This is a genomic window from Pseudonocardia hispaniensis, from assembly GCF_042658695.1.
Taxonomy (GTDB): domain Bacteria; phylum Actinomycetota; class Actinomycetes; order Mycobacteriales; family Pseudonocardiaceae; genus Pseudonocardia; species Pseudonocardia hispaniensis.
Genome location: NZ_JBHSQW010000001.1, coordinates 153,676 through 174,739 on the forward strand (window position 1 = coordinate 153,676; position 21,064 = coordinate 174,739).

General features: G+C 72.2%; 18 protein-coding genes. 16 read left to right on the plus strand and 2 right to left on the minus strand.

Features of this window, described 5'->3' with window-relative positions; translation table 11 throughout:
* The 6 genes from ACFQE5_RS00790 to ACFQE5_RS00815 form a co-directional block, all read left to right on the plus strand.
* On the plus strand, positions 1 to 1,027 hold a 1,027-nt coding region (locus tag ACFQE5_RS00790), incomplete at its 5' end, for a DUF5336 domain-containing protein (RefSeq protein WP_379581585.1).
* Between the two features lie 66 nt (positions 1,028 to 1,093).
* The gene (locus ACFQE5_RS00795) at positions 1,094 to 2,641 is read left to right on the plus strand and encodes a cell division protein PerM (protein WP_379581587.1); all 1,548 of its coding nucleotides are present in this window, start codon (positions 1,094 to 1,096) and stop codon (positions 2,639 to 2,641) included.
* Positions 2,642 to 2,764: 123 nt separating this feature from the next.
* On the plus strand, positions 2,765 to 3,352 hold the full coding sequence (gene purN / locus ACFQE5_RS00800; protein ID WP_449301258.1) for a phosphoribosylglycinamide formyltransferase: 588 nt from the start codon (positions 2,765 to 2,767) through the stop codon (positions 3,350 to 3,352).
* Positions 3,349 to 4,908, plus strand: coding sequence for a bifunctional phosphoribosylaminoimidazolecarboxamide formyltransferase/IMP cyclohydrolase (gene purH / locus ACFQE5_RS00805; protein WP_379581591.1), 1,560 nt, complete (start codon positions 3,349 to 3,351; stop codon positions 4,906 to 4,908). The genes purN and purH overlap by 4 nt, the downstream gene beginning before the upstream one ends.
* A 316-nt stretch (positions 4,909 to 5,224) precedes the next feature.
* Positions 5,225 to 5,767 (plus strand): hypothetical protein, encoded by a 543-nt coding sequence (locus tag ACFQE5_RS00810; RefSeq protein WP_379581593.1) that lies wholly within the window; start codon positions 5,225 to 5,227, stop codon positions 5,765 to 5,767.
* On the plus strand, positions 5,764 to 7,536 hold the full coding sequence (locus ACFQE5_RS00815; protein WP_379581595.1) for a DNA polymerase Y family protein: 1,773 nt from the start codon (positions 5,764 to 5,766) through the stop codon (positions 7,534 to 7,536). The genes ACFQE5_RS00810 and ACFQE5_RS00815 overlap by 4 nt, the downstream gene beginning before the upstream one ends.
* A gap of 12 nt (positions 7,537 to 7,548) precedes the next feature.
* Here the strand turns inward: ACFQE5_RS00815 and ACFQE5_RS00820 are convergent, their stop codons facing one another.
* A complete protein-coding gene (locus ACFQE5_RS00820; RefSeq protein WP_379581597.1) occupies positions 7,549 to 8,043 on the minus strand; it encodes a GyrI-like domain-containing protein in 495 nt (164 codons plus the stop codon).
* 140 nt (positions 8,044 to 8,183) lie between these two features.
* Here ACFQE5_RS00820 and ACFQE5_RS00825 point away from each other — a divergent pair, with 140 nt between their 5' ends.
* Entirely contained in the window at positions 8,184 to 11,588 is a 3,405-nt protein-coding gene (locus ACFQE5_RS00825) for an error-prone DNA polymerase (RefSeq protein WP_379581599.1), read from the plus strand.
* Between the two features lie 33 nt (positions 11,589 to 11,621).
* Here ACFQE5_RS00825 and ACFQE5_RS00830 read toward each other — a convergent pair whose 3' ends face one another.
* Entirely contained in the window at positions 11,622 to 12,269 is a 648-nt protein-coding gene (locus tag ACFQE5_RS00830; protein ID WP_379581601.1) for a GPR1/FUN34/YaaH family transporter, read from the minus strand.
* A gap of 313 nt (positions 12,270 to 12,582) precedes the next feature.
* On the opposite strand from ACFQE5_RS00830, the gene ACFQE5_RS00835 reads away from it, so the two are divergent.
* The 9 genes from ACFQE5_RS00835 (at position 12,583) to trpS (ending at position 21,064) form a co-directional block, all read left to right on the plus strand.
* Positions 12,583 to 13,437: a bifunctional methylenetetrahydrofolate dehydrogenase/methenyltetrahydrofolate cyclohydrolase gene (locus ACFQE5_RS00835; RefSeq protein WP_379581603.1), complete on the plus strand. Its 855-nt coding sequence runs from the start codon at positions 12,583 to 12,585 to the stop codon at positions 13,435 to 13,437.
* Positions 13,434 to 13,739 carry a DUF3017 domain-containing protein gene (locus ACFQE5_RS00840; protein ID WP_379581605.1) on the plus strand — a complete coding sequence of 102 codons (306 nt, stop codon included), beginning with the start codon at positions 13,434 to 13,436 and terminating at the stop codon, positions 13,737 to 13,739. The genes ACFQE5_RS00835 and ACFQE5_RS00840 overlap by 4 nt, the downstream gene beginning before the upstream one ends.
* A gap of 87 nt (positions 13,740 to 13,826) precedes the next feature.
* Positions 13,827 to 15,041, plus strand: coding sequence for an NADP-dependent isocitrate dehydrogenase (locus ACFQE5_RS00845; RefSeq protein ID WP_379581607.1), 1,215 nt, complete (start codon positions 13,827 to 13,829; stop codon positions 15,039 to 15,041).
* A gap of 137 nt (positions 15,042 to 15,178) precedes the next feature.
* Entirely contained in the window at positions 15,179 to 15,517 is a 339-nt protein-coding gene (locus ACFQE5_RS00850) for an SH3 domain-containing protein (RefSeq protein ID WP_379581609.1), read from the plus strand.
* Complete coding sequence (locus ACFQE5_RS00855) at positions 15,514 to 16,344, plus strand: exodeoxyribonuclease III (protein WP_379581611.1); 831 nt, start codon at positions 15,514 to 15,516, stop codon at positions 16,342 to 16,344. Before ACFQE5_RS00850 ends, ACFQE5_RS00855 begins: the two co-directional genes overlap by 4 nt.
* Positions 16,345 to 16,525: 181 nt before the next feature.
* Positions 16,526 to 17,041 carry a YbaK/EbsC family protein gene (locus ACFQE5_RS00860; RefSeq protein WP_379581613.1) on the plus strand — a complete coding sequence of 172 codons (516 nt, stop codon included), beginning with the start codon at positions 16,526 to 16,528 and terminating at the stop codon, positions 17,039 to 17,041.
* A 56-nt stretch (positions 17,042 to 17,097) separates the two neighbouring features.
* The gene (locus tag ACFQE5_RS00865) at positions 17,098 to 19,695 is read left to right on the plus strand and encodes a bifunctional FO biosynthesis protein CofGH (protein ID WP_379581616.1); all 2,598 of its coding nucleotides are present in this window, start codon (positions 17,098 to 17,100) and stop codon (positions 19,693 to 19,695) included.
* A 5-nt stretch (positions 19,696 to 19,700) separates the two neighbouring features.
* Entirely contained in the window at positions 19,701 to 19,883 is a 183-nt protein-coding gene (locus ACFQE5_RS00870) for a hypothetical protein (protein ID WP_379581618.1), read from the plus strand.
* Between the two features lie 149 nt (positions 19,884 to 20,032).
* Entirely contained in the window at positions 20,033 to 21,064 is a 1,032-nt protein-coding gene (gene trpS, locus ACFQE5_RS00875; RefSeq protein ID WP_379581620.1) for a tryptophan--tRNA ligase, read from the plus strand.

A 21,064-nucleotide genomic window follows, 5' to 3' on the forward strand; every position in this document is an offset into this window, starting at 1 on the left:
TCACAAAGCCGAGACCGCGGTCCGCCGCGGTACCGAGGAGCATCCGATGACCCAGCCCGCCGAGACACCGGTCGCGAAGGACCCGTCCCGAAGCGGCGAAACCGGGGACGACACCGCTCGGCAGCTCGCCCCCGGCCCCGCCCGGATGTTGGTGATAGCCGCCGGCCTGCTCGGGTTGATCGTCTACTTCTGCTCGTTCTCCAGCGCCGCACTCCTGTACCTGGTGCTGGCTCCGCAGCTGTTGCTCGGCGGCGGACTGCTGGCGGCATCCGCGTTGTTGCCACGGGCGCGGCTCATGCTGATTCCCGGCGCGGTTCTCGGTGTGGTGGGTGCGCTGGCCGCCCTGCAGGGTGTGGTGGTCGTCAACGCCGGGCTGGACAACCTCGCAGGCCCATTCGGCGCCGCGCCCTCCAGCTCCCTGCCGTCCATCATGCTCGCCGTGCTGGTGCTGGCGTTCCTCGAGGCCGCGGCCCTCGTCGGCGCCGTGCTGGCCGGGTTCGGCCTGCTGAAGCTGCCGATGCCCCGCCGGGCCGGCGGTGTCGCGGCCGGGCACAGCCCGCAGTACGGCTATGGCGCCCAGTCCGCGCCGTACGGGCAGGGCCCGACCGCCGGATACGGCGGCCCCTACGGTGGCTATCCCCAGCAGCACGGGTACGCGGGTTACGGCCCGCCGCAGCAGCATGGTTACCCGCCGCAGAGCGCCTACCCGCAACCGCCGACAACGGCCTTCGGCCCGCAGGGTTCACCGATGTTCGGCGGGTACCCCCCGCAGCAACCACCCTCCGGAGCCGAGCAGTCCGTTCCCCCGTGGCCGGGCAGTCCGGCCCAGCCGGTCGATGCCGGCCGGGCGATGACCGGGCCCGAGACACCCCAGGCGCCCGAATGGGCCGCTTCGCCCACCGGGCCGAACCCAGCCGGTGCCGCGCCGGGCGCCGGGCCCGGCGGCGCCGACGAGACCGAGATGCCCGCGGCCGAGCAGACCCGGACGATCCCGCCCGCTGACCGCGACGATCGCCGAGGCGGGTGAGCAGGCCGCCGTTCGCGCTCGGCGCGCCTGCCCGAAACCGGCCTCGTCCGCTGCGAGGGTGGTCGGGTGCGCGGAACCCGCTCCCCGACAGATCGGCCTGCCGACCTCCCGGCCGGGGACCATGAGTCCGCCTCCGGTGCCGAGGGCCTCGATCGGCTGCGCATCCTGCTGGCCGCGGCCATGGGCACGGTGCTCGTCAGCTACGCCCTGCTCGTTGTCGCCGCCGGGCTGGTCGCGCTCACCGCGGCCTCCGGGATGTCCGTCGACGGCGCGTTCACCGTGGCGATCCCGTTGTGGCTGGCCGCGCACCAGATCCCGTTGCAGCTGCACGGTCAGCCCCTGAGTGTGCTGCCGCTGCTGCCGACGCTGGTCCTGGTCGCGGTCGTGTTCATCGGCTCGCGCTGGTCGGTGCGCAGGCTGGGCGGCCGCGTCCGCACCGACGCGGGCCCCGTGCTGGCCACCCAGGCCGGGGCACACGCGGCGGTCGCGGTACTCGCCGGCGCGCTGCTGCCCCGCGACGCCGCCGTGGTCGCGACGCCGTGGGCCGCGATGGTCGGGGCGGGCATCGTCACGGCGGTGGCGGCCGGTCTGGGCCTGCTGTGGGCGTGCGGGCCGCCCCTCGACTGGCGCGAGCGGGTCCCGCACTGGGGTGCGGCCGCGGGGCACGGGAGTGTCCTGGGGGTCGTCGCGCTGCTGGGTGCCGGGGCAGTGGTGCTCTGTGCCGGGCTGGTGCTGCGCGCGAGCGCCGTGGAACGGGCGTTCGCCGAGATCGCTCCCGGCTTCGGAGCCGCGCTCGGTGTCACGCTGCTCGCGCTGGCCTATCTACCCAACGCGGTCGTCGCCGGGGTGTCCTGGGCGTTGGGACCGGGAGTGTCGGTGGGGGCGGCGGCGGTATCGCCATTCGCCGTGGAACCCGGTCCCGCGCCGCCGTTCCCGCTGCTCGCGGTGATGCCGGTGAGCCGGCCGCCGGCGTGGGCGATCGTCGTTCTCGTACTGCCGGTGGCCGCGGGGGTCCTGGTCGGGCTGAGCTGCCGGCGGCGGCTCGGCCCGCACGCCGACGTCACGGCCCGGCTGCGCGCTGCGGGTGCGGCGACCGCGCTGGTCGCGGCGGCGGTCGGGTTGCTGGCCCTGCTCTCCGGTGGACGGCTCGCGAGCGGCCCCTTCGATCCGGTGTGGTTGCGGGCCGAACTGGTCGTGCCTGCGGTGCTGGTCTGGGTCGGCGGGCCCGCGATGCTCATCGCCGCGTTCCAGCGCGCGGCGGCGGACCCGGCGGCCCCGTCCGCCCTCGATCTCGGCCCGGCCGAGGCCGATGCGGACACCGCCGCACCGGTTCCCGGCGACCGCGACGAGCCGCTCGTCACCGAGTCCGCCGAACCCGAACCCGGGTCCACCGAACCCGAGTCCACCGAACCCGAACCCGGCCGGGATGAGTCGGTGAGCGATCCGGATCCGTCCGAACCCGTTCCCCGCACCGTGGCCGATCTGGTGGCGCTGCGGAGCAGGCAGGCCGCGGCGGCCGAGCGCGCGGCGGGTCCCCCGGCCGACGGCGCGGCCGACCGCGCGGACGACAGCGCGGACGACAGCGGCGCCGAATCGGACGCGACGACGGTGTGACGTGCGCAGCGGCCTACGCTTGACCTGGCATGAGCTGTTGTCGAGGTGGATCGGGGAGCTGGGTTGCCTGCCTTGTCGAGCGGTACCCATCGGGTAGCGCTTCCTGTTCCCTGTCGCGTGGTCGTGCTGGCCTCGGGCTCGGGAACGTTGCTCCAGGCGTTGCTCGACGCGGCGGCCGACCCGGACTTTCCGGTCGACGTCGTCGCCGTCGGCTCCGACCGCATCGGTATCGAGGCCCTGGCGAGGGCTGAGCGCGCGGGGGTGCCCGCGTTCGCCGTATGCGCCGCGAGCCATCCCGACCGTGCGGCCTGGGACGCCGCACTCACCGTTGCGGTGGCCGCGCACCGGCCCGACCTGGTGGTCAGCGCGGGCTTCATGAAGATCCTCGGCCCGGGGTTCCTGGCCGGTATCGGGTGTCCGATGATCAACACGCATCCGGCGTTGCTGCCGTCGTTCCCCGGCGCCCGGGCGGTACGTGACGCGCTGGCCCACGGTGTCAAGGTCACCGGAGCCACCGTGCATCTCGTGGACGACGGCGTCGATACCGGGCCCATCCTGGCGCAACAGGCGGTGCCGGTCCTGCCTGGCGACACCGAGGCCGTGTTGCACGAACGCATCAAGATCGAAGAGCGGCGGTTGCTCGTGGGTACCGTCGCCGCGCTGGCCCGGCACGGGGCGAGTGTGAGTGGACGAAAGGTGACGATCGGGTGAACGAACGCAGGCCGGTGCGGCGCGCGCTGATCAGCGTGTACGACAAGACGGGGCTGCTGGATCTGGCCACCGGGCTGCACGCACTGGGCGTGGAGATCGTCTCTACCGGGTCGACGGCCCAGCGCATCGCCGACGCCGGCGTGCCCGTCACGCCCATCGAGAAGCTCACCGGCTTCCCCGAATGCCTCGATGGCCGGGTCAAGACGCTGCACCCGCGGGTGCACGCCGGGCTGCTCGCCGACACGCGTAAGCCCGAGCACCTGGCCCAGCTCGGTCGGATGGGCATCGCACCGTTCGAGATGCTGGTGTCCAACCTCTACCCGTTCTCCGAGACGGTGGCTTCTGGGGCGGGCCCGCAGGAGTGCGTCGAGCAGATCGACATCGGCGGTCCGGCGATGGTGCGGGCCTCGGCGAAGAACCACGACAGCGTGGCCGTCGTCGTCGACCCCGCGCGCTACGAGTGGGTACTCGAGCAGGTCAAACGAGGTGGTTTCGAGCTCGCCGACCGGCGTCGGCTCGCGGTCGAGGCGTTTCGGCACACCGCGACGTACGACGTCGCCGTCGCGTCCTGGATGGGGTCGGTGCTCGCCCCCGAGCCGGGAGACGAGCCGTTCCCCGCGTGGGCCGGCGCGACATGGGAGCGCCGGGCGTCGTTGCGCTACGGGGAGAACCCGCACCAGGCCGCCGCGCTCTACATCGGCGGGCAGGCCGGCCTGGCCGGCGCCGAGCAGGTACACGGCAAGGAGATGTCCTACAACAACTACGTCGACGCCGACGCGGCGTGGCGAGCCGCGCACGATCACGGCGACGTACCGACCGTCGCGGTGATCAAGCACGCGAACCCGTGTGGGATCGCCGTCGGCGCCGATATCGCCGAGGCCCACCGCAAGGCCCACGCCACCGACCCGGTCAGCGCCTACGGTGGGGTCATCGCGGCGAACACCGAGGTCAGCGAGGCGATGGCCGAGCAGGTCGGCGAGGTGTTCGCCGAGGTGGTGCTGGCGCCCTCGTTCGCGCCCGCGGCGTTGGAGATCCTCACCCGCAAGAAGAACCTCCGACTGCTGCGGGTGCCGGGGCCGGTGCAGCGCGCCGGGGTGGAGGCGCGGGCGATCAGCGGTGGGCTGCTGCTGCAGCAGCGGGACGTGATCGACGCGCCGGGGGACGACCCGGCCTCGTGGACGCTCGCGACCGGTGACCCGGTCGCCGAGGAGGTGCTCGCCGATCTTGCGTTCGCCTGGCGAGCCTGCCGCTCGGTGAAGTCCAACGCGATCCTGCTGGCGTCCGGCGGGGCGGCCGTCGGCATCGGGATGGGGCAGGTCAACCGGGTCGACTCCGCGCGGCTGGCGGTGGCGAGGGCGGGCGATCGGGCCCGCGGTTCGGTGGCTGCCTCGGATGCGTTCTTCCCGTTCCCGGACGGCCTCGAGGTGCTGCTGGCGGCGGGGGTGCGCGCCGTCGTGCAGCCGGGCGGGTCGGTACGTGACGCCGAGGTGATCGCGGCCGCCGCGGCTGCGGGCGTCCCGCTCTATCTGACGGGTACCCGGCACTTCGCGCACTGAACGACCGTTCGGGCCCGCGGCTCGGCTTGAACGTTTCGACGGCCGGGCCCTATAGTGTTCTTCGAACGTCAGTTCGAGTACGCCGACTTCCCCTCGGCGCGGTCGCGACCTTGCTGGGAGGAGCGCGGTGGTCGAGGCGGCGCGTGCCGATGCGGCGAGCCGGTTGGCGGTGGCTCGCGGGCTGCTTCGGCGGATGGAGGGCCGGTCGGAGCGTATGCGGCCGGGCCCGTCCCCCGGGGTCGCCGGGCGGATGCTCCCGGTGGCGGCTCCGTTGAGCCGATTGCTGCCAGCGGGCGGATTGCGCCGGGGATCGACGGTGTCGGTCGCCGTGGGTCCGGGGAGCACCTCGCTGCTGCTTGCGCTGCTTGCGGAGGCCTCGGCCGGGGGAGTCTGGGCCGCGGTGGTCGGGCGGCCCGGGCTCGGGCTGGTGGCCGCGGCCGAGGCAGGGGTGCGGTTGGAACGGCTGGCGCTGGTCCCACACCCGGAGCGGGATCTGGTGGCGGTCGCCGCGGCGCTGCTCGACGGGCTCGACGTGGTGGCGGTCGCGGGGGCCGAGCGGGCCGGGGTGCGCGCGGCCGATCGGCGGCGGCTGATGGCCCGGGCCCGACAGCGCGGTGCGGTGCTGCTCGTGCTGGGCTCCTGGCCGGGTGCTGATCTGGAGCTGAGCTGTTCGGATCCGCGGTGGTGGGGTCTGGGTGGCGGGGGTAGCGGGCGGTTGTGCGCGCGCCGGGTCCGGGTGCGGCTGCAGGGCCGGGGGGTGGGGCCTGCCGGGCGCAGCACCGGGCTGCTGCTGCCCGCGCCCGGCGGGGCGGTGGGGGGCGCCGGCTCCGGGCGGATCGGGTCGCGGACGGCCGGGTGAGCGCGGATGCGAATCTCGGGCCTGTGCGAGTGCTCGCGCTGTGGTCTCCGGACTGGCCGGTGACGGCCGCCGCGCGGGCGCACCGGATACCTACGCACCGCCCAGCGGCCGTGGTCGTGGCCAACCGGGTGTTGGCCTGCTCTGCCACGGCCAGGGCACAGGGAGTGCGCCGGGGGTTGCGTCGCCGCGAGGCGCAGGCCCGCTGTCCGGAGCTGGTCGTGCTCGCCCCGGATGCCGAACGGGACGCGCGGCTGTTCGAGCCGGTGGTGGCCGCGGTGCAGGAGGTGGCGCCCGGCGTCGAGGTGATCCGGCCCGGGCTCGTCGCGCTGTCCGCCCGTGGGCCGGTGGGCTACTTCGGCGGTGAGCAGCAGGCCGCCGAGCGGCTGGTCGACCAGGTGGCCGCGCGCACCGGGGTGGAGTGCCAGATCGGGATCGCCGACGGGTTGTTCGCCGCGGTGCTCGCCGCCCGGCAGGGGGTGAGTGTCGAGCCCGGCGGGACACCGGCGTTCCTCGCGCCGCTCGGCGTCGAGGAACTCGACCGGGAGCCGGAAGTCGACCGGTCCGGGCTGGTCAGCCTGTTGCGCAGGCTCGGGCTGCGCAGTCTGGGGGCGTTCGGGTCGCTGTCGGCGTCCGATGTCGCGTCCCGGTTCGGGGCCGACGCCGTGCTGGCGCATCGGCTGGCCCGCGGGCTCGACCCGCGCCCACCGGTGCGCCGGTGTCCCCCCGGGGAGCTCGCGGTGGAGGTCGAGCTCGACCCCCCGGTCGACCGGGTCGACGCTGCCGCGTTCGCCGCGCGCGGACTGGCCGAGCGGCTGCACCGGGTGCTCGCCGGGCACGGACTGTCCTGCACCCGGCTGGGGGTGGCGGCCTGGACCGAGGCCGGCGATGAGCTGCTGCGGATCTGGCGATGTGCCGAGCCGCTCACCCCGGCCGGCACCGCCGACCGGGTGCGCTGGCAGCTCGACGCCTGGCTCGCCCGCGGCGGGTCGGGTGCGCTCACCCGGGTGCGGCTGGTCCCGGAGGAGACGGTCGCCGCCGGCGCGCTGCAGCTGGGTCTGTGGGGCGAGGTCGGAGAGACCGACGAGCGGGCGGGGCGCGCGCTGGTCCGGGTGCAGACGCTGCTCGGGCCTGACGCGGTGGTCACCGCGGCGCTCATCGGTGGGCGCGACCCGGGGGAGCGGGTCCGGCTGGTGCCGTGGGGTGATGACCGCGGGGCGCCGGGCCCGGTGCCCTCCTCCGGCCCGGTGATCGCCGTTTCGGAGCCGGGAGCCGCGCCGGTCGCGGCGGCGGGCTCCGAGATGCCGATCATGAATGATCGTCCGTCCCACGGCCCTGCGGCCCGGGGAGGCCGTGGGTATCCGACGGTCCCCCAGCACGGCAGGTGGGAGGGCGGGCGGCGCAGCCGGTCGGTGCGCAGCGCACGCCCAGCGATCCGCGACCCGATACCGGTCTGGCCGGGCAGGCTCCCGCCGCCCTCTCCCGCCACCGTCCCGCCCGAGCCGCTGCCCGTCGAACTGCTCGACGCCACAGGCAGGCCGGTTGTGCTCGTCGCGGCCGACCGGCTCGGGGCGCCCCCGCATCGGATCGCCGTGCTCGGCGGACCGGCCGGAGCCGTCACGGGGTGGGCGGGACCGTGGCCGTTGTGGCAGCGGTGGTGGGTGCCCGGGACCCCCAGCGGGGCGCGGCTGCAGGTGCTCCTCGACGACGGGGTGGCGCTGTTGCTGTCCGGCCGGCCGGAGGGGTGGTGGATGACCGGGATCTACGACTGACCACTCGGCAGGTCAGCCGGCCACCGGCCAGTAGAGCTCGGTACGCAGGTGGCACGGGTCCATGCCGGGCGAGGGCTCGGTGACGTACACCTCCCATGTGTCCGCCCCCAGGGAGAGGTCCTGTTCCCGCATCCAGGACCGTAGGCGTTCCCAGGAGGCTCCGAGCCCGTCGAACGAGCCGAGGTGGACCAGTCGTGCGACCCGCCCGCCGGGCAGCGAGCCTGCGATGACGTCGCCGTCCGGTCGGATCGCGGGATCGGTGGCGAATCCGACCTCGAGATCGACCGTCCGGCCCGGAAGCCCGTGGTAGAGCGCGAACGCGGGACTCGTGATCGCCACCTGCTGAGCCGCGATCGTCTCGGCCAGAGTGCGGAAGGACCGGTCGAAGAAGCCGCGAAGATCGGTCACGGCGACGACGCCATGGATGACCGCCGTGGTCGCGGGACGCGCGTTCACCAGTTCCGGCTCGAACACGCCGGTCTCGGCGCCGGGTCGGTTCATGGTCATGGTCTCCTTCTGGCTTCGGATGCGCTCTCCCGGTGTAGACCGGACGGCGACCCGGAACTCATCGATCGACGCCGTCGAGGCGGTGGTCCTGTGGACAACCCCCACTCGATGCGAACGTATGTTCGAGTATGCTCGGGTGTGTGGGCTTCACCAATCCCGATGTCAGCTGGGCAGAGCTGGAAGCACTGCTGTCGGGCCGTCCGCGCGGCGGTGCGAGTCACGTCGGCGGGCCGCGGTGGGGCGACGGCGGCGACAGCCCGGCCTGGTCGCGCACACGCGAGCCGTATCGGGGCTCGGTCGAGGCGCCGCCCGGCCCGCGCGTGCCCTATGCGGAACTGCACTGCCACTCCAACTTCAGCTTCCTCGACGGCGCGAGTCATCCCGAGGAGCTGGTCGAGCAGGCGGCCCGGCTGGGGCTCGACGCGATCGCGCTCACCGACCACGACGGCATGTACGGCGTGGTCCGCTTCGCCGAGGCGGCGGCGGAGCTCGGGGTGAAGACGATCTTCGGGGCGGAGCTGAGCCTGGGGCTGACCGCACCGCAGAACGGGGTGCCCGACCCCGAGGGCACTCACCTGCTGCTGCTGGCCCGCGACCCCGAGGGCTATCGAGCGCTGTGCCGCACGATCAGCGCCGCCCAGTTGCGCGGCGGGGAGAAGGGACGCCCGGTCTACGACCTCGACGAGATCGTCGCCGATACCGCAGGGCATGTGCTGGCGCTCACCGGCTGCCGCAAGGGCGCGGTCCGCCGCGCCCTGCGCCACGGTGGGCCCGGCGCGGCGGTGCGCGCCCTGGGTGATCTCGTCGACCGGTTCGGCCGGGAGCACATGGCCGTCGAGCTCACCCACCACGCGTTGCCGGGCGACACCGAGCGCAACGACGCGCTGGCCGAGGTCGCGAAGCTGGTGGGGGTTCCGACGGTGGCCACCACCGCGGCCCACTACGCCGTTCCCGGCCGGTTTCCACTGGCCTGTGCCGTGGCCGCGGTCCGGGCCCGGCGCAGCCTCGACGAGGCCGACGGCTGGCTTCCACCGGCCGGTACCGCGCATCTGCGCAGCGGTGCGGAGATGGCGGCCCGGTTCGAGGCCCGCTATCCGGGTGCGGTGGCGCGGGCGGCGGCGTTCGGTGCCGACCTCGCCTTCGAACTGCAGCTCATCGCCCCAAAGCTGCCCGTGTTCCCCGTACCTTCCGGGCACACCGAGGCGAGCTGGCTGCGCGAGCTCACCCAGCGGGGAGTGGCCCAGCGGTACGGCAGCCACGCCGAGTATCCCGAGGCGATCGAGACCGTGGAGCGAGAGCTGCGGATCATCGAGGCCAAGGACTTCTCCGGCTACTTCCTGATCGTGCACGACATCGTGGAGTTCTGCCGCCGGGCCGGCATCCTCTGTCAGGGGCGGGGTTCGGCGGCGAACTCCGCGGTCTGCTACGCCCTCGGCATCACCCAGGTCGACGCGGTGGCGGGCGGTCTGCTGTTCGAGCGCTTCCTGTCCCCGGCCCGCGACGGCTACCCCGATATCGACCTGGACATCGAGTCGGGGCGCCGCGAGGAGGCCATCCAGTACGTCTACCGCCGTTACGGGCGGGACTGCGCCGCGCAGGTGGCCAATGTGATCACGTACCGGCCGCGCTCAGCGGTCCGTGACATGGCCAAAGCGCTGGGTTTCTCCCCGGGGCAGCAGGACGCCTGGAGCAAACAGATCGAGCGCTGGCACGGGATCGATGCCGGTAGCGTCCCCGCGGGCCTGCCGTCGCAGGTGCTCGCGCTGGTCGACGAACTACTCGGCTTCCCGCGTCACCTCGGCATCCACTCCGGAGGCATGGTGATCTGCGACCGGCCGGTCTCCGAGGTCGTTCCGGTGGAGTGGGCGCGGATGGCCGAGCGCACCGTCGTGCAGTGGGACAAGGACGACTGCGCGGCCGCCGGGCTGGTGAAGTTCGATCTGCTCGGACTGGGCATGCTCACCGCCCTGCACACGATGATCGACCTCGTTGCCGTCCACCACGACCGGCGGGTCGAGCTGCACGAACTGCAGCCGAACGACCCCGAGGTGTACGAGATGCTGCAGCGGGCCGATTCGGTCGGGGTGTTCCAGGTGGAGTCCCGGGCCCAGATGGCGACGCTGCCCCGCCTACGGCCCCGGCGGTTCTACGACCTCGTGGTGGAGGTCGCGCTGATCCGCCCCGGTCCGATCCAGGGCGGATCGGTGCACCCCTACATCCGGCGCCGCAACGGGCTGGAGGAGTGGGACTACGACCACCCGCTGCTCAAGGGTGCGCTGGAGAAGACCCTGGGGGTGCCGCTGTTCCAGGAGCAGCTCATGCAGATCGCGGTCGATGTCGCCGGGTTCTCCGCCGCCGATGCCGACGAGCTGCGTCGCGCCATGGGCGCCAAACGCTCGACGGAGAAGATGCAGCGGCTGCGCGGCCGGTTCTTCGCCGGGATGGCCGCCAACGGGATCACCGGCGAGGTCGCGGACACGATCTTCGCCAAGATGCTGGCCTTCGCGAACTTCGGCTTCCCGGAGAGCCATTCGATCAGCTTCGCCTCGCTGGTCTACTACAGCGCCTGGTTCAAGCGTTACTACCCGGCGGCATTCTGCGCCGCACTGCTCAACTCCCAGCCGATGGGCTTCTACTCGCCGCAGTCACTGGTCGCGGACGCCCGGCGGCACGGGGTGGTGGTGCGCGGGCCGGACGTCAACCTCGGCGGCGCGCAGGCCGTGCTGCAGCCCGATCCGGGCAGCGCGGGTGGACAGGCGATCCGGTTGGGGCTCGGCGAGGTGCGCACGGTCGGAGCGGAGCTGGCCGAGCGGATCGAGGCGGAGCGAAGGCGCGAGGGGCGCTACCGCGACCTGACCGACCTGGCTCGCCGGGTGCGGCTCACCGCGCCGCAGGCCGAGGCGCTGGCGACGGCGGGGGCGTTCGGCTGCTTCGGGATCGATCGGCGCTCGGCGCTGTGGGCGGCCGGGGTGGTCGCGGCGGTCCGGCCGGAGCACCTCCCGGGTACGGCGGTCGGGATCTCTGCGCCCCCGCTGCCGGGAATGACCGATGTGGAGACGACCGTGGCGGATGTGTGGGCGACCGGGATCTCTCCGGACAGTCACCCGATCCAGCACCTGCGCGATCGGCTCGACGCGCTGGGCGCGGTGCGGATCGACCGGCTCGACGAGGTGGGCAGACGGGCGATGGGCAGGACCGCGAGGCGGGCGGGGTATCGGTCCGACCGACGGGTCGACAGTCTCGACCCCTACGACCCCGACGTCCGCCCGCCACGGGTGCTGGTCGGCGGTCTGGTCACCCACCGTCAGCGGCCGGCGACCGCGCGCGGAGTCACGTTCCTCAACCTCGAGGACGAGAGTGGGATGCTCAATGTCACCTGCTCGGAAGGGCTGTGGGCGCGCTATCGGGCGGTGGCGATCGCGAGCCCGGCGCTGCTGGTCCGCGGCAGGCTCGAACGCAGCCCGGAAGGTGTGCTCAATCTCGTCGCCGACCGGCTGCACCGGCTCACGCTCGCGGTACCCGTCCGGTCCCGGGACTTCCGGTGATGGGGTCCCGGGACCGGACGGGGATGGCGGTGACTACTTGACGACGGCGTTGCCCACCGGCAGGGCGCGGCCGCCCAGTTCCTGGCTCATCGCGCCGATGTACAGGTAGATCCCGATCGCGGTGAACAGCAGCACGGCGAGCCCACCCGCGTTGAGCAGGGTGGTGGAGCCGGACAGCACACCGGAGAGCACCAGCACGACGGCGATGTCCACCACCACGAACAGCGCGGTGAAGGCCAGCGGGAGTCGCAAGGTGGCCAGTGTCAACGCGATGAAGACCACCAGCCACGAGATCAGGAAGGTCGCCTGGACGGACTGGATCTGGCCGGCGAGGGCCTCGCCGGTGGCGAGCCCGAACCAGCCGTTGACCAGGCCCATCACCAGGAGCCCGAAGCTCATCCAGAACGCGGCGAAGGTTCCGAAGATCCCCGCGACCGCGCTCTGCCCGATCCTGGCGGCCCAGACGGCCCCGAACGCGACTCCGAGTCCCGCGCTGATGAACACCGCGGGGATCAATCCGCCGGGAACCGGCAGGTAGTTGAGCAGCCACAGGCCCAGGGTGGTTCCGCCGACGCAGAACGTCGGAAGGGCCACCAACGACGGGTTTCCGGGTGGCGCCGCGGGCGCTTCCGGCTCGGCAGCGGCGTGCGCTCCTGCCTGGACGTCACTGTCAACGCTCATGACTCGCTCCTCGCTGAGACGATCGCCGGCGGGCCGCCGGGTCCGTTGATTGTGGGTAGCGCCACATCACGCTGGCACCTGATCGACCGGGCAGAATCCGCCCCCTACCAGGTGATTTCCCGGCGGGGCTGGGATCACGGAACGGAACGAACCGGTCATCCCTCGCCTCTCCGGAGCGCGGTCGCAGTTTGCGCCTCCGCGGACCGCGCGGGGTCGGTCGTCTCGAATTGAGACGCTGGGTCAATATGCGATAACGGAGAGTCGTCGGTGCGGGTCCGCCGTCGGATGGACGCGCCTCTGGGAGTATGGAGCCGTGACGGCGACGCTGATGGATGGCCGGGCCACCCTGGATGCGATCCTCGCCGAGCTCGTGGGGCGGGTGGAGAAGCTGGCGGCCGCCGGGGCGACGCCCGGGCTGGGGACGGTCCTCGTCGGACGGGACCCGGGGTCGCAGACCTACGTCCGCGCCAAGCATCGGGACTGCGCCACGGTCGGCATCGCCTCGATCCAGCGCGAGCTGCCGGCCGAGGCCGGTCAGGCCGATATCGAGCGGGTGATCGACGAGCTCAATGCGGACCCCGCGTGTACCGGATATCTCGTGCAGCTTCCGCTGCCGAGGCGGTTGGACGTCGGGGCGGTGCTGGAACGCATCGACCCGGCCAAGGATGCCGACGGGCTGCATCCGCTGAACCTGGGCCGGCTGCTGCTGGGTGAGCCGGGGCCGCTGCCCTGCACACCGCGCGGGATCGTCGAGCTGTGCCGACGTCATGGCGTCGAGTTGAACGGTGCGCGGGTCACGGTGGTCGGCCGCGGCGTGACGGTCGGCCGTCCGCTTGCCCTGTTGCTCTCCCGGCGCAGCGAGAACGCGACGGTGACGCTGTGCCACACCGGCACCCGTGACCTGGCCACGGAGGTCCGGCGAGCCGATGTGGTGGTCGCCGCGGCGGGTTCTCCGGGACTGATCACCGCCGAGATGGTGCGACCGGGCGCGGTGGTCCTCGACGTCGGGGTCACCCGCACCGATCTCGGGATCGTGGGTGATGTCGATCCGGAGGTCGCCGAGGTGGCTGGGCTGCTGGCCCCGATGCCCGGGGGCGTGGGCCCGATGACGCGGGCGATGCTGGTGACGAACGTGGTGGAGGCCGCCGAACGGAGCGTGTCGGAGTGAGCCTCCTCCGCCGCCTCGACGCGCGTGTTCAGCTCTCGACGCACGGGCCGCTGCTGTTGGTGTTGCTGATCATGGCACTCGGTCTCGTGCGGGTGCTCACCGCGCACTGGCGGCAGGGATCGGTTTTGCTCGGCGGTGCGCTGCTGGTGGCGGCGGTGCTGCGGATCCTTCTGCCGGACAATCGGATCGGCCTGCTGGCCATCCGCAGCCGGGTCATCGACGTGCTGTGTTACTCGGGGTTCGGCCTGGTCATGATCGTGCTGGCGATGACCATCACGCGGGCCACGCTCTCCCTCCCGTGAGGCCGGGCAGCGCCACATCGGGCGCCCGAACGCCTAGCAGTACGCTCGTACCGGTACCACGAGTCCCGAGAGGAGAGCCCGGCCGACATGGCGAAGATCAAGGTCGAGGGCACTGTCGTCGAGCTCGACGGCGATGAGATGACCCGGATCATCTGGCAGTTCATCAAGGACAAACTGATCCACCCGTACCTCGACGTCAACCTCGAGTACTACGACCTGGGCATCGAGTCCCGTGACAAGACCGACGACCAGATCACGGTCGACGCAGCGAACGCCATCAAGCGTCACGGCGTGGGCGTGAAGTGCGCGACGATCACGCCGGACGAGGCCCGCGTCGAGGAGTTCGGCCTCAAGAAGATGTGGCGGTCGCCGAACGGGACGATCCGTAACATCCTCGGCGGCGTGATCTTCCGCGAGCCGATCATCATCTCCAATATCCCGCGGCTCGTTCCCGGGTGGACCAAGCCGATCATCATCGGCCGCCACGCGTTCGGCGACCAGTACCGCGCCACCGACTTCCGGTTCCCCGGCGAAGGCACGCTGACGGTCACCTTCACCCCGGCCGACGGTTCCGAGCCGATCCAGCACGAGGTGTTCCAGGCGCCCGGCTCCGGTGTCGCGATGGCGATGTACAACCTCGACGACTCGATCCGTGACTTCGCGCGGGCGTCGATGAACTACGGTCTCACCCGGAACTACCCGGTGTACCTCTCGACCAAGAACACGATTCTCAAGGCCTATGACGGTCGGTTCAAGGACCTGTTCGCCGAGGTCTTCGAGACGGAGTTCAAGGACAAGTTCGAGGCGGCCGGGCTCACCTACGAGCACCGGCTCATCGACGACATGGTCGCGGCCGCGTTGAAGTGGGAGGGCGGATATGTCTGGGCCGCCAAGAACTACGACGGCGACGTCCAGTCCGACACCGTCGCGCAGGGTTTCGGCTCGCTGGGGCTCATGACCAGCGTGCTGATGACCCCGGATGGCCGGACCGTGGAGGCCGAGGCCGCACACGGCACCGTCACCCGGCACTTCCGCCAGCACCAGGCCGGGAAGCCGACCTCGACCAACCCGATCGCGTCGATCTACGCCTGGACCCGTGGCTTGGCCCACCGCGGCAAGCTGGACGGCAACGCCGAGTTGATCGGCTTCGCCGCCGCGCTCGAGGACGTCGTCGTCAGGACCGTCGAGAGCGGGAAGATGACCAAGGACCTCGCGCTGCTGATCGACAAGGACGCGCCGTTCCTCACGACCGAGGAGTTCCTGGCCGCGCTGGACGAGAACCTGCAGGCCGCCAGAGCCTGACGGTCGTTCGGCCGAGCGAGGCGGGTGGCGGGATGGCCACTCCCGCCGCCCGCTCTTGATCATTTCCCCCGATCGATGCCGTTGCCAGCCTGGTGCGCTCCGCTACGGTGATCCAAACTGCGCGCCGGGAGAGGGTCATGGCCAAGATCAAGGTGCCCAAGCTGGAGGCATCGACGTTCCGGGGGTGGACCTTCGTGCTGGTCGCCGGGGCGGTGCTCACGGTGCTCGCGATGATCGACCGTGGGGGGCTGACCGGGCTTGCCACCGGACGGACGGGCTGTGTCATGACGGTGACCGCGAGCGAGGTCAACATCCGCTCGACTCCCGGCACCGAACTGGCGCCGGTCGGTCTCCTCCGGCAGGGCGATGAGACCGACGCCCAGCGCGTCATCACCAACGGCTTCCGTCAGCTCGCCGGCGAGGGCCGCTGGGTACTCGACGCGAGTCTGACGCCGACTGCGGGCAGCCGCTGTTGAGCCTGCCTCCGAGTCCTGGTCCGCTCACGGTCAGCTCGGTCAACCTCAACGGGATCCGGGCGGCCGGGCGGAAGGGCTTCACCGCGTGGCTGGCCTCCAGCACCGCGGATGTGGTCTGCCTGCAGGAGGTCCGGGCCCGCCCGGAGGATCTGCCCGCCGACCTGCTCGCCATGGTGCGCGATCGAGGCTGGCGGCTCACCCTCGCGCCGTGCGAGAGCGCACCGGGCCGCAGCGGCGTCGCGGTGCTGACCCGCACCGAGCCGGAGGCGGTGCGGGTCGGCATCGGCGTGGCGGAGTTCGCGGACTCGGGCCGCTACCTCGAGGTCGATCTACCCGGGCTGACCGTCGCGTCGCTGTATCTGCCCAAGGGCGCCGCGGGCACGCCCAGGCAGGAGGAGAAGGACCGGTTCCTGGCCGGGTTCGCGCCGTACCTGGCCGAACGCCGGGAGAAGGCCGCGGCGGAGGACCGCGAGGTGCTCGTGTGCGGCGACTGGAATATCGCCCACACCCGCGCCGATCTGCGCAACTGGCGTGGGAACGGCACGAACTCCGGGTTCCTGCCGCACGAGCGGGAGTGGATCGGGTCGCTGTTCGCATCGGGTTATGTCGATGTGGTGCGCGCGCTGCATCCGGACGTCGACGGGCCGTACACGTGGTGGTCGTATCGCGGTCGAGCCTTCGACAACGACACCGGCTGGCGCATCGACTACCACGTCGCGACCCCCGGTCTCGCGGCTCGCGCCCGCAGCGCCGTGGTGGAGCGCGCACCCGGCTACGACCGGCGCTGGTCCGACCACGCGCCGGTCACCGTGCGATATCGGCGCTGAGTGGAGCGTGCGGAACGAACATCGGCGCTGAGTGGAGTGTGCGGAACGAACATCGGCGCTGAGTGGAGCGTGCGGAACGAACATCGGCGCTGAGTGGAGCGTGCGGAACGAACATCGACGCTGAGCGGGCGCCCCGGGTGTCCCGGGGTCGTGGTGCGGCTGGGCATGGTCGAATGCTCGGGTGAGTAGCTCGCCGAATCCCGAGCGGTCCGAGGCAGTCAGCCACCCCAGCGTCGATCGCGTCCGTGCCCATCTGACCACCGCCGGGGCCGACCCGGCGAGCGTCGCGGGGCTGCGGATCCTTCCCGATGCGGTCGCGACGGCGGCCGCGGCGGCAGCGGCGCTCGACGTCGAGGTGGGGCAGATCGCGAACTCACTGGTCTTCGATGCCGACGGGGTCCCGTTGCTCGTCCTCACCTCCGGGGCGCACCGGGTGGACACGGTCAAGGTCGCGGCGCTGGTGGGAGCGAATCGGGTGCGGCGGGCGAGCCCGGAGTTCGTGTACGCCGCCACCGGGCAGCGGATCGGCGGGGTCGCGCCGGTCGGGCACCCGGAGCCGTTGCGCACTCTGGTCGACCGCGCGCTCGAGGGCTACCCGCGGATCTGGGCCGCCGGTGGGATCCCGCATGCGGTGTTCCCGACCACCTTCGCCGAGCTGCTGAGGGTGACCCGCGGCACACCGGCCGACGTCGCCTAGCGGGTTGTCGAGCGCACCGTGGGCCTGCCTCATCGAGGTGGACCTAGTGTGGCCTCATGACTGACGCGCTCCCCTGTCCGGCTCCCGTCGAGCGGACCCCGTCGCCGGCCGCGTTGCGCCGAGCCCTGCGTCGGGCGTGTGACGGTGCGGTCCTGGACGTCACCGAGGCCGCCGTGCTGCTGGCCGCTCGTGGCGACGAGCTCGACCAGCTGCTGGATGCGGCGGCCCGGGTGCGCGATGCGGGTCTGGTCGAGGCCGGTCGCCCCGGGGTGGTGACGTACTCGCGCAAGGTGTTCATCCCGCTGACCCGGCTGTGCCGGGACCGTTGCCACTACTGCACGTTCGCGACCGTGCCGCATCGGGTGCCCGCGGCGTTCCTCGAGCGGGAGGAGGTGCTCGAGATCGCGCGGGCCGGGGCGGCGGCGGGGTGCAAGGAGGCGTTGTTCACTCTCGGTGATCGTCCGGAGGAGCGTTGGCCCGCGGCGAAGGAGTGGCTGACGGCCCGCGGGTATGACTGCACGCTGGACTACCTGCGCTCCTGCGCGATCGCGGTGCTGGAGGAGACCGGGCTGCTGCCGCATCTGAACCCGGGGGTGATGAGCTGGGAGGAGCTGACCCGGCTCAAGCCGGTGGCGCCGAGCATGGGGATGATGCTGGAGACCACCGCGACCCGGCTGTGGAGCGAGCCGGGCGGGCCGCACTTCGGCAGCCCGGACAAGGAACCCGCGGTCCGGCTGCGCTGCCTGGTCGATGCGGGCCGGGTCGGCGTGCCGTTCACCACGGGGATCCTCATCGGCATCGGGGAGACCCGGACCGAACGCGCCGAGTCGATCTTCGCGATTCGCGCGGCGGCGCGGGCGCACGGGCACGTGCAGGAAGTCATCGTGCAGAACTTCCGGGCCAAACCCGATACCGCGATGGCTCGCGACCCGGACGCGGATCTCGCCGATCTGGCCGCGACCATCGCCGTGGCCCGCCTGGTGCTGGGGCCCAGGATGCGGATCCAGGCGCCGCCGAACCTGGTGGGGGACGAGTTCGCGCTGATGCTGCGGGCGGGGATCGATGACTGGGGTGGGGTTTCGCCGGTCACCGCCGATCACGTGAACCCGGAGCGGCCGTGGCCGGCGATCGAGGAGCTCGCGGCGCGGTCCGCCGAGTCGGGTTTCACGCTGCGCGAGCGGCTGACCGTCTATCCGCGGTATGTGCGGGCGGGGTCGCCGTGGATCGACACCCGGTTGCACGGGCATGTCGCGGCGCTGGCCGACCCGGCCAGCGGGCTGGCGAACGAGTCGGCGCGGGTGGAGGGCAGGCCGTGGCAGGAGCCCGACGGCGGGTTCGACTCGGCCGGACGGGTCGACTTGAACACGTCGATCGACACCACGGGGCGACGCAGCGACCGGCGTGGTGACTTCGACTCGGTGTACGGCGACTGGGATGCGGTGCGTGCCGAGCTGGTCGCATTCCCGGGCGCCGCGTCGCCGACCGGCGGGGGTCGCGCGCCCGAGCGGCTCGACGCCGAGGTACGCGCCGGTCTGGGGCTGGCCGCGTCCGATCCCGCGGCGCTGCTCGACCCGGTCAACGCCGCGGCTGCGCTGGCCCTGCTGACCTGCGAGGGGGCGGCGCTGGAGGAGCTGGCCGGGCTCGCGGACCGGCTGCGCGCCGAGGTGGTCGGTGAGCCGGTCACCTACGTGGTCAACAGGAACATCAACTTCTCCAACGTGTGCTACGTCGGCTGCCGGTTCTGCGCCTTCGCGCAGCGGGAGCGCGATGCGGACTCGTTCCGGCTCTCGCTCGACGAGGTCGCCGCGCGGGCGGTGGAGGCGGCCGAGGCCGGGGCGACCGAGGTGTGCATGCAGGGTGGGATCGACCCGCGGTTGCCGGTCGGCTTCTACGCCGATCTGGTGCGGGCGGTGAAGGCCGCGGTGCCCGCCCTCCACGTGCACGCGTTCTCGCCGATGGAGGTCGTGTCCGCGGCGGCGAAGGCCGGGGTGCCGACCGCCGAGTGGCTGGCGGAGCTGCGCGAGGCCGGGCTGGACTCCATCCCCGGGACCGCGGCGGAGATCCTCGACGACGAGGTCCGGTGGGTGCTGACCAAGGGCAAGCTCCCGGCGGCGCAGTGGATCGAGGTGGTCACCGCCGCACACGCCCTGGGTATCCCGTCCTCCTCGACGATGATGTACGGCCATGTCGACGGCCCGCAGCATTGGCTGGGTCATCTGCGCACCCTGGCCCGGATCCAGGACACCGCCCGCGAGCACGGCAAGGCCGGGTTCACCGAGTTCGTCCCGCTGCCGTTCGTGCACCACAACGCCCCGATCTACCTGGCCGGGATCGCCCGCCCGGGCCCGACCGAGCGCGACAACCGGGCGGTGCACGCGTTCGCCCGGCTGGCCCTGCACGGGCGGATCGACCATGTGCAGTGCTCGTGGGTGAAGCTCGGTGACGCGCAGGCCGCCCGGATCCTGGCCGGCGGGGCCGACGACATGGGCGGCACCCTGATGGAGGAGACGATCTCCCGGATGGCCGGCTCGGAGAACGGCTCGCAGCGGTCGGTGGCCGAGCTGACCGCGATCGCCGCCGCCGCCGGACGGCCGGTCCGCCAACGCACCACCACCTACGCCCACCCCGGGGAGGGTGAGCCGGGCGTACCGTGACCGCCATGGGTGTCCTCGGTGAGCTGTTCCCCGGGCCGAAGATCCGCGACGAGGCCGGCGAGGCCGGCGACGGCGAGAAATGGCGGCTCGGTCCGATCGACCTGGAGACCGGGACGGTGGTGGTGCATCGAGTCCCGGCCGCGGAGCCGCCCGAGACCACCGTCGGCGAGCTCGCCGCCGATTCCTGACCCGCCGTCGCGCCCGGTTTCGGCCGCTCGGGGGGTGAACCGGCGGGTCGGTGACGGGGTCCGTCCGGCGACGGGGGAGGCCTCTGCGGTGGATCGGTGGGGCGGGCGGTGGTCGTCGGCGCGCCGTTGCCGCTCACTAGGATCGGCTCATGACCGGGACCGCTCCCACCACCGATCGCCGCCCGCGGGTACTGTCCGGCATCCAGCCGACCGCCGACTCGTTCCACCTCGGTAACTACCTGGGCGCGATCCGGCAGTGGGTGGCTCTGCAGAACGACCACGACGCGTTCTACTTCGTCCCCGACCTGCACGCGATCACCGTCGAGCACGATCCGAAGACGCTCGCCGCGCGCACCCGCAACGCCGTCGCGCAGCTGCTCGCCCTGGGGCTCGATCCCGACCGCTGCACCGTGTTCGTCCAGTCCCACGTTCCCGAGCACGCCCAGCTCGCCTGGGTGCTGGGCTGCCTCACCGGCTTCGGTGAGGCCAGCCGGATGACCCAGTTCAAGGACAAGGCCTCCAAGCAGGGGGCCGACCGCGCCACCGTCGGCCTGTTCACCTACCCCATCCTGATGGCCGCTGACGTGCTGCTCTATCAGGCCGACCGGGTTCCCGTCGGGGAGGACCAGCGCCAGCATCTCGAGCTCACCCGCGATCTCGCGCAGCGGTTCAACTCTCGGTTCGGCACGGCGTTCGTGGTGCCCGAGCCGTACATCCTCACGGGCGCGGCGAAGATCCAGGACCTGCAGGACCCGGCGATGAAGATGAGCAAGTCCGCGTCCACCCCGGCGGGGATCGTGGAGCTGCTCGACGACCCGAAGGTGTCGGCGAAGAAGATTCGTTCGGCGGTGACCGACGCCGAACGGGAGATCCGGTTCGACCCCGAGGCCAAACCGGGTATCGCCAACCTGCTGACGATCTACTCCGCGCTCACCGACAAGAAGGTCAGTGAGTTGGAGGCCGACTATGCGGGTAAGGGATACGGAGATCTGAAGAAGGACCTGGCCGAGGTCGTCGCTGACTTCGTTGCCCCGTTGCGGGAACGGGTGCAGGGATATCTCGATGACCCGGCCGAACTCGATCGGGTGCTCGCACGCGGGGCGACGCGGGCGGGTGAGGTCGCCAGTGCGACGCTGGCGTCCGTCCATACCAAGATCGGCTTTCTGCCGCCGACGACGTGA

What these genes read in the sequence shown, in the direction of transcription:
- ACFQE5_RS00820 (WP_379581597.1), bottom strand. Translation starts at nt 8,043, where the DNA reads ATGACCATGAACCGACCCGGCGCCGAGACCGGCGTGTTCGAGCCGGAA.
- ACFQE5_RS00830 (WP_379581601.1), bottom strand. Translation starts at nt 12,269, where the DNA reads ATGAGCGTTGACAGTGACGTCCAGGCAGGAGCGCACGCCGCTGCCGAG.
- ACFQE5_RS00845 (WP_379581607.1), top strand. Translation starts at nt 13,827, where the DNA reads ATGGCGAAGATCAAGGTCGAGGGCACTGTCGTCGAGCTCGACGGCGAT.
- ACFQE5_RS00850 (WP_379581609.1), top strand. Translation starts at nt 15,179, where the DNA reads ATGGCCAAGATCAAGGTGCCCAAGCTGGAGGCATCGACGTTCCGGGGG.
- ACFQE5_RS00865 (WP_379581616.1), top strand. Translation starts at nt 17,098, where the DNA reads ATGACTGACGCGCTCCCCTGTCCGGCTCCCGTCGAGCGGACCCCGTCG.
- ACFQE5_RS00870 (WP_379581618.1), top strand. Translation starts at nt 19,701, where the DNA reads ATGGGTGTCCTCGGTGAGCTGTTCCCCGGGCCGAAGATCCGCGACGAG.
- trpS (WP_379581620.1), top strand. Translation starts at nt 20,033, where the DNA reads ATGACCGGGACCGCTCCCACCACCGATCGCCGCCCGCGGGTACTGTCC.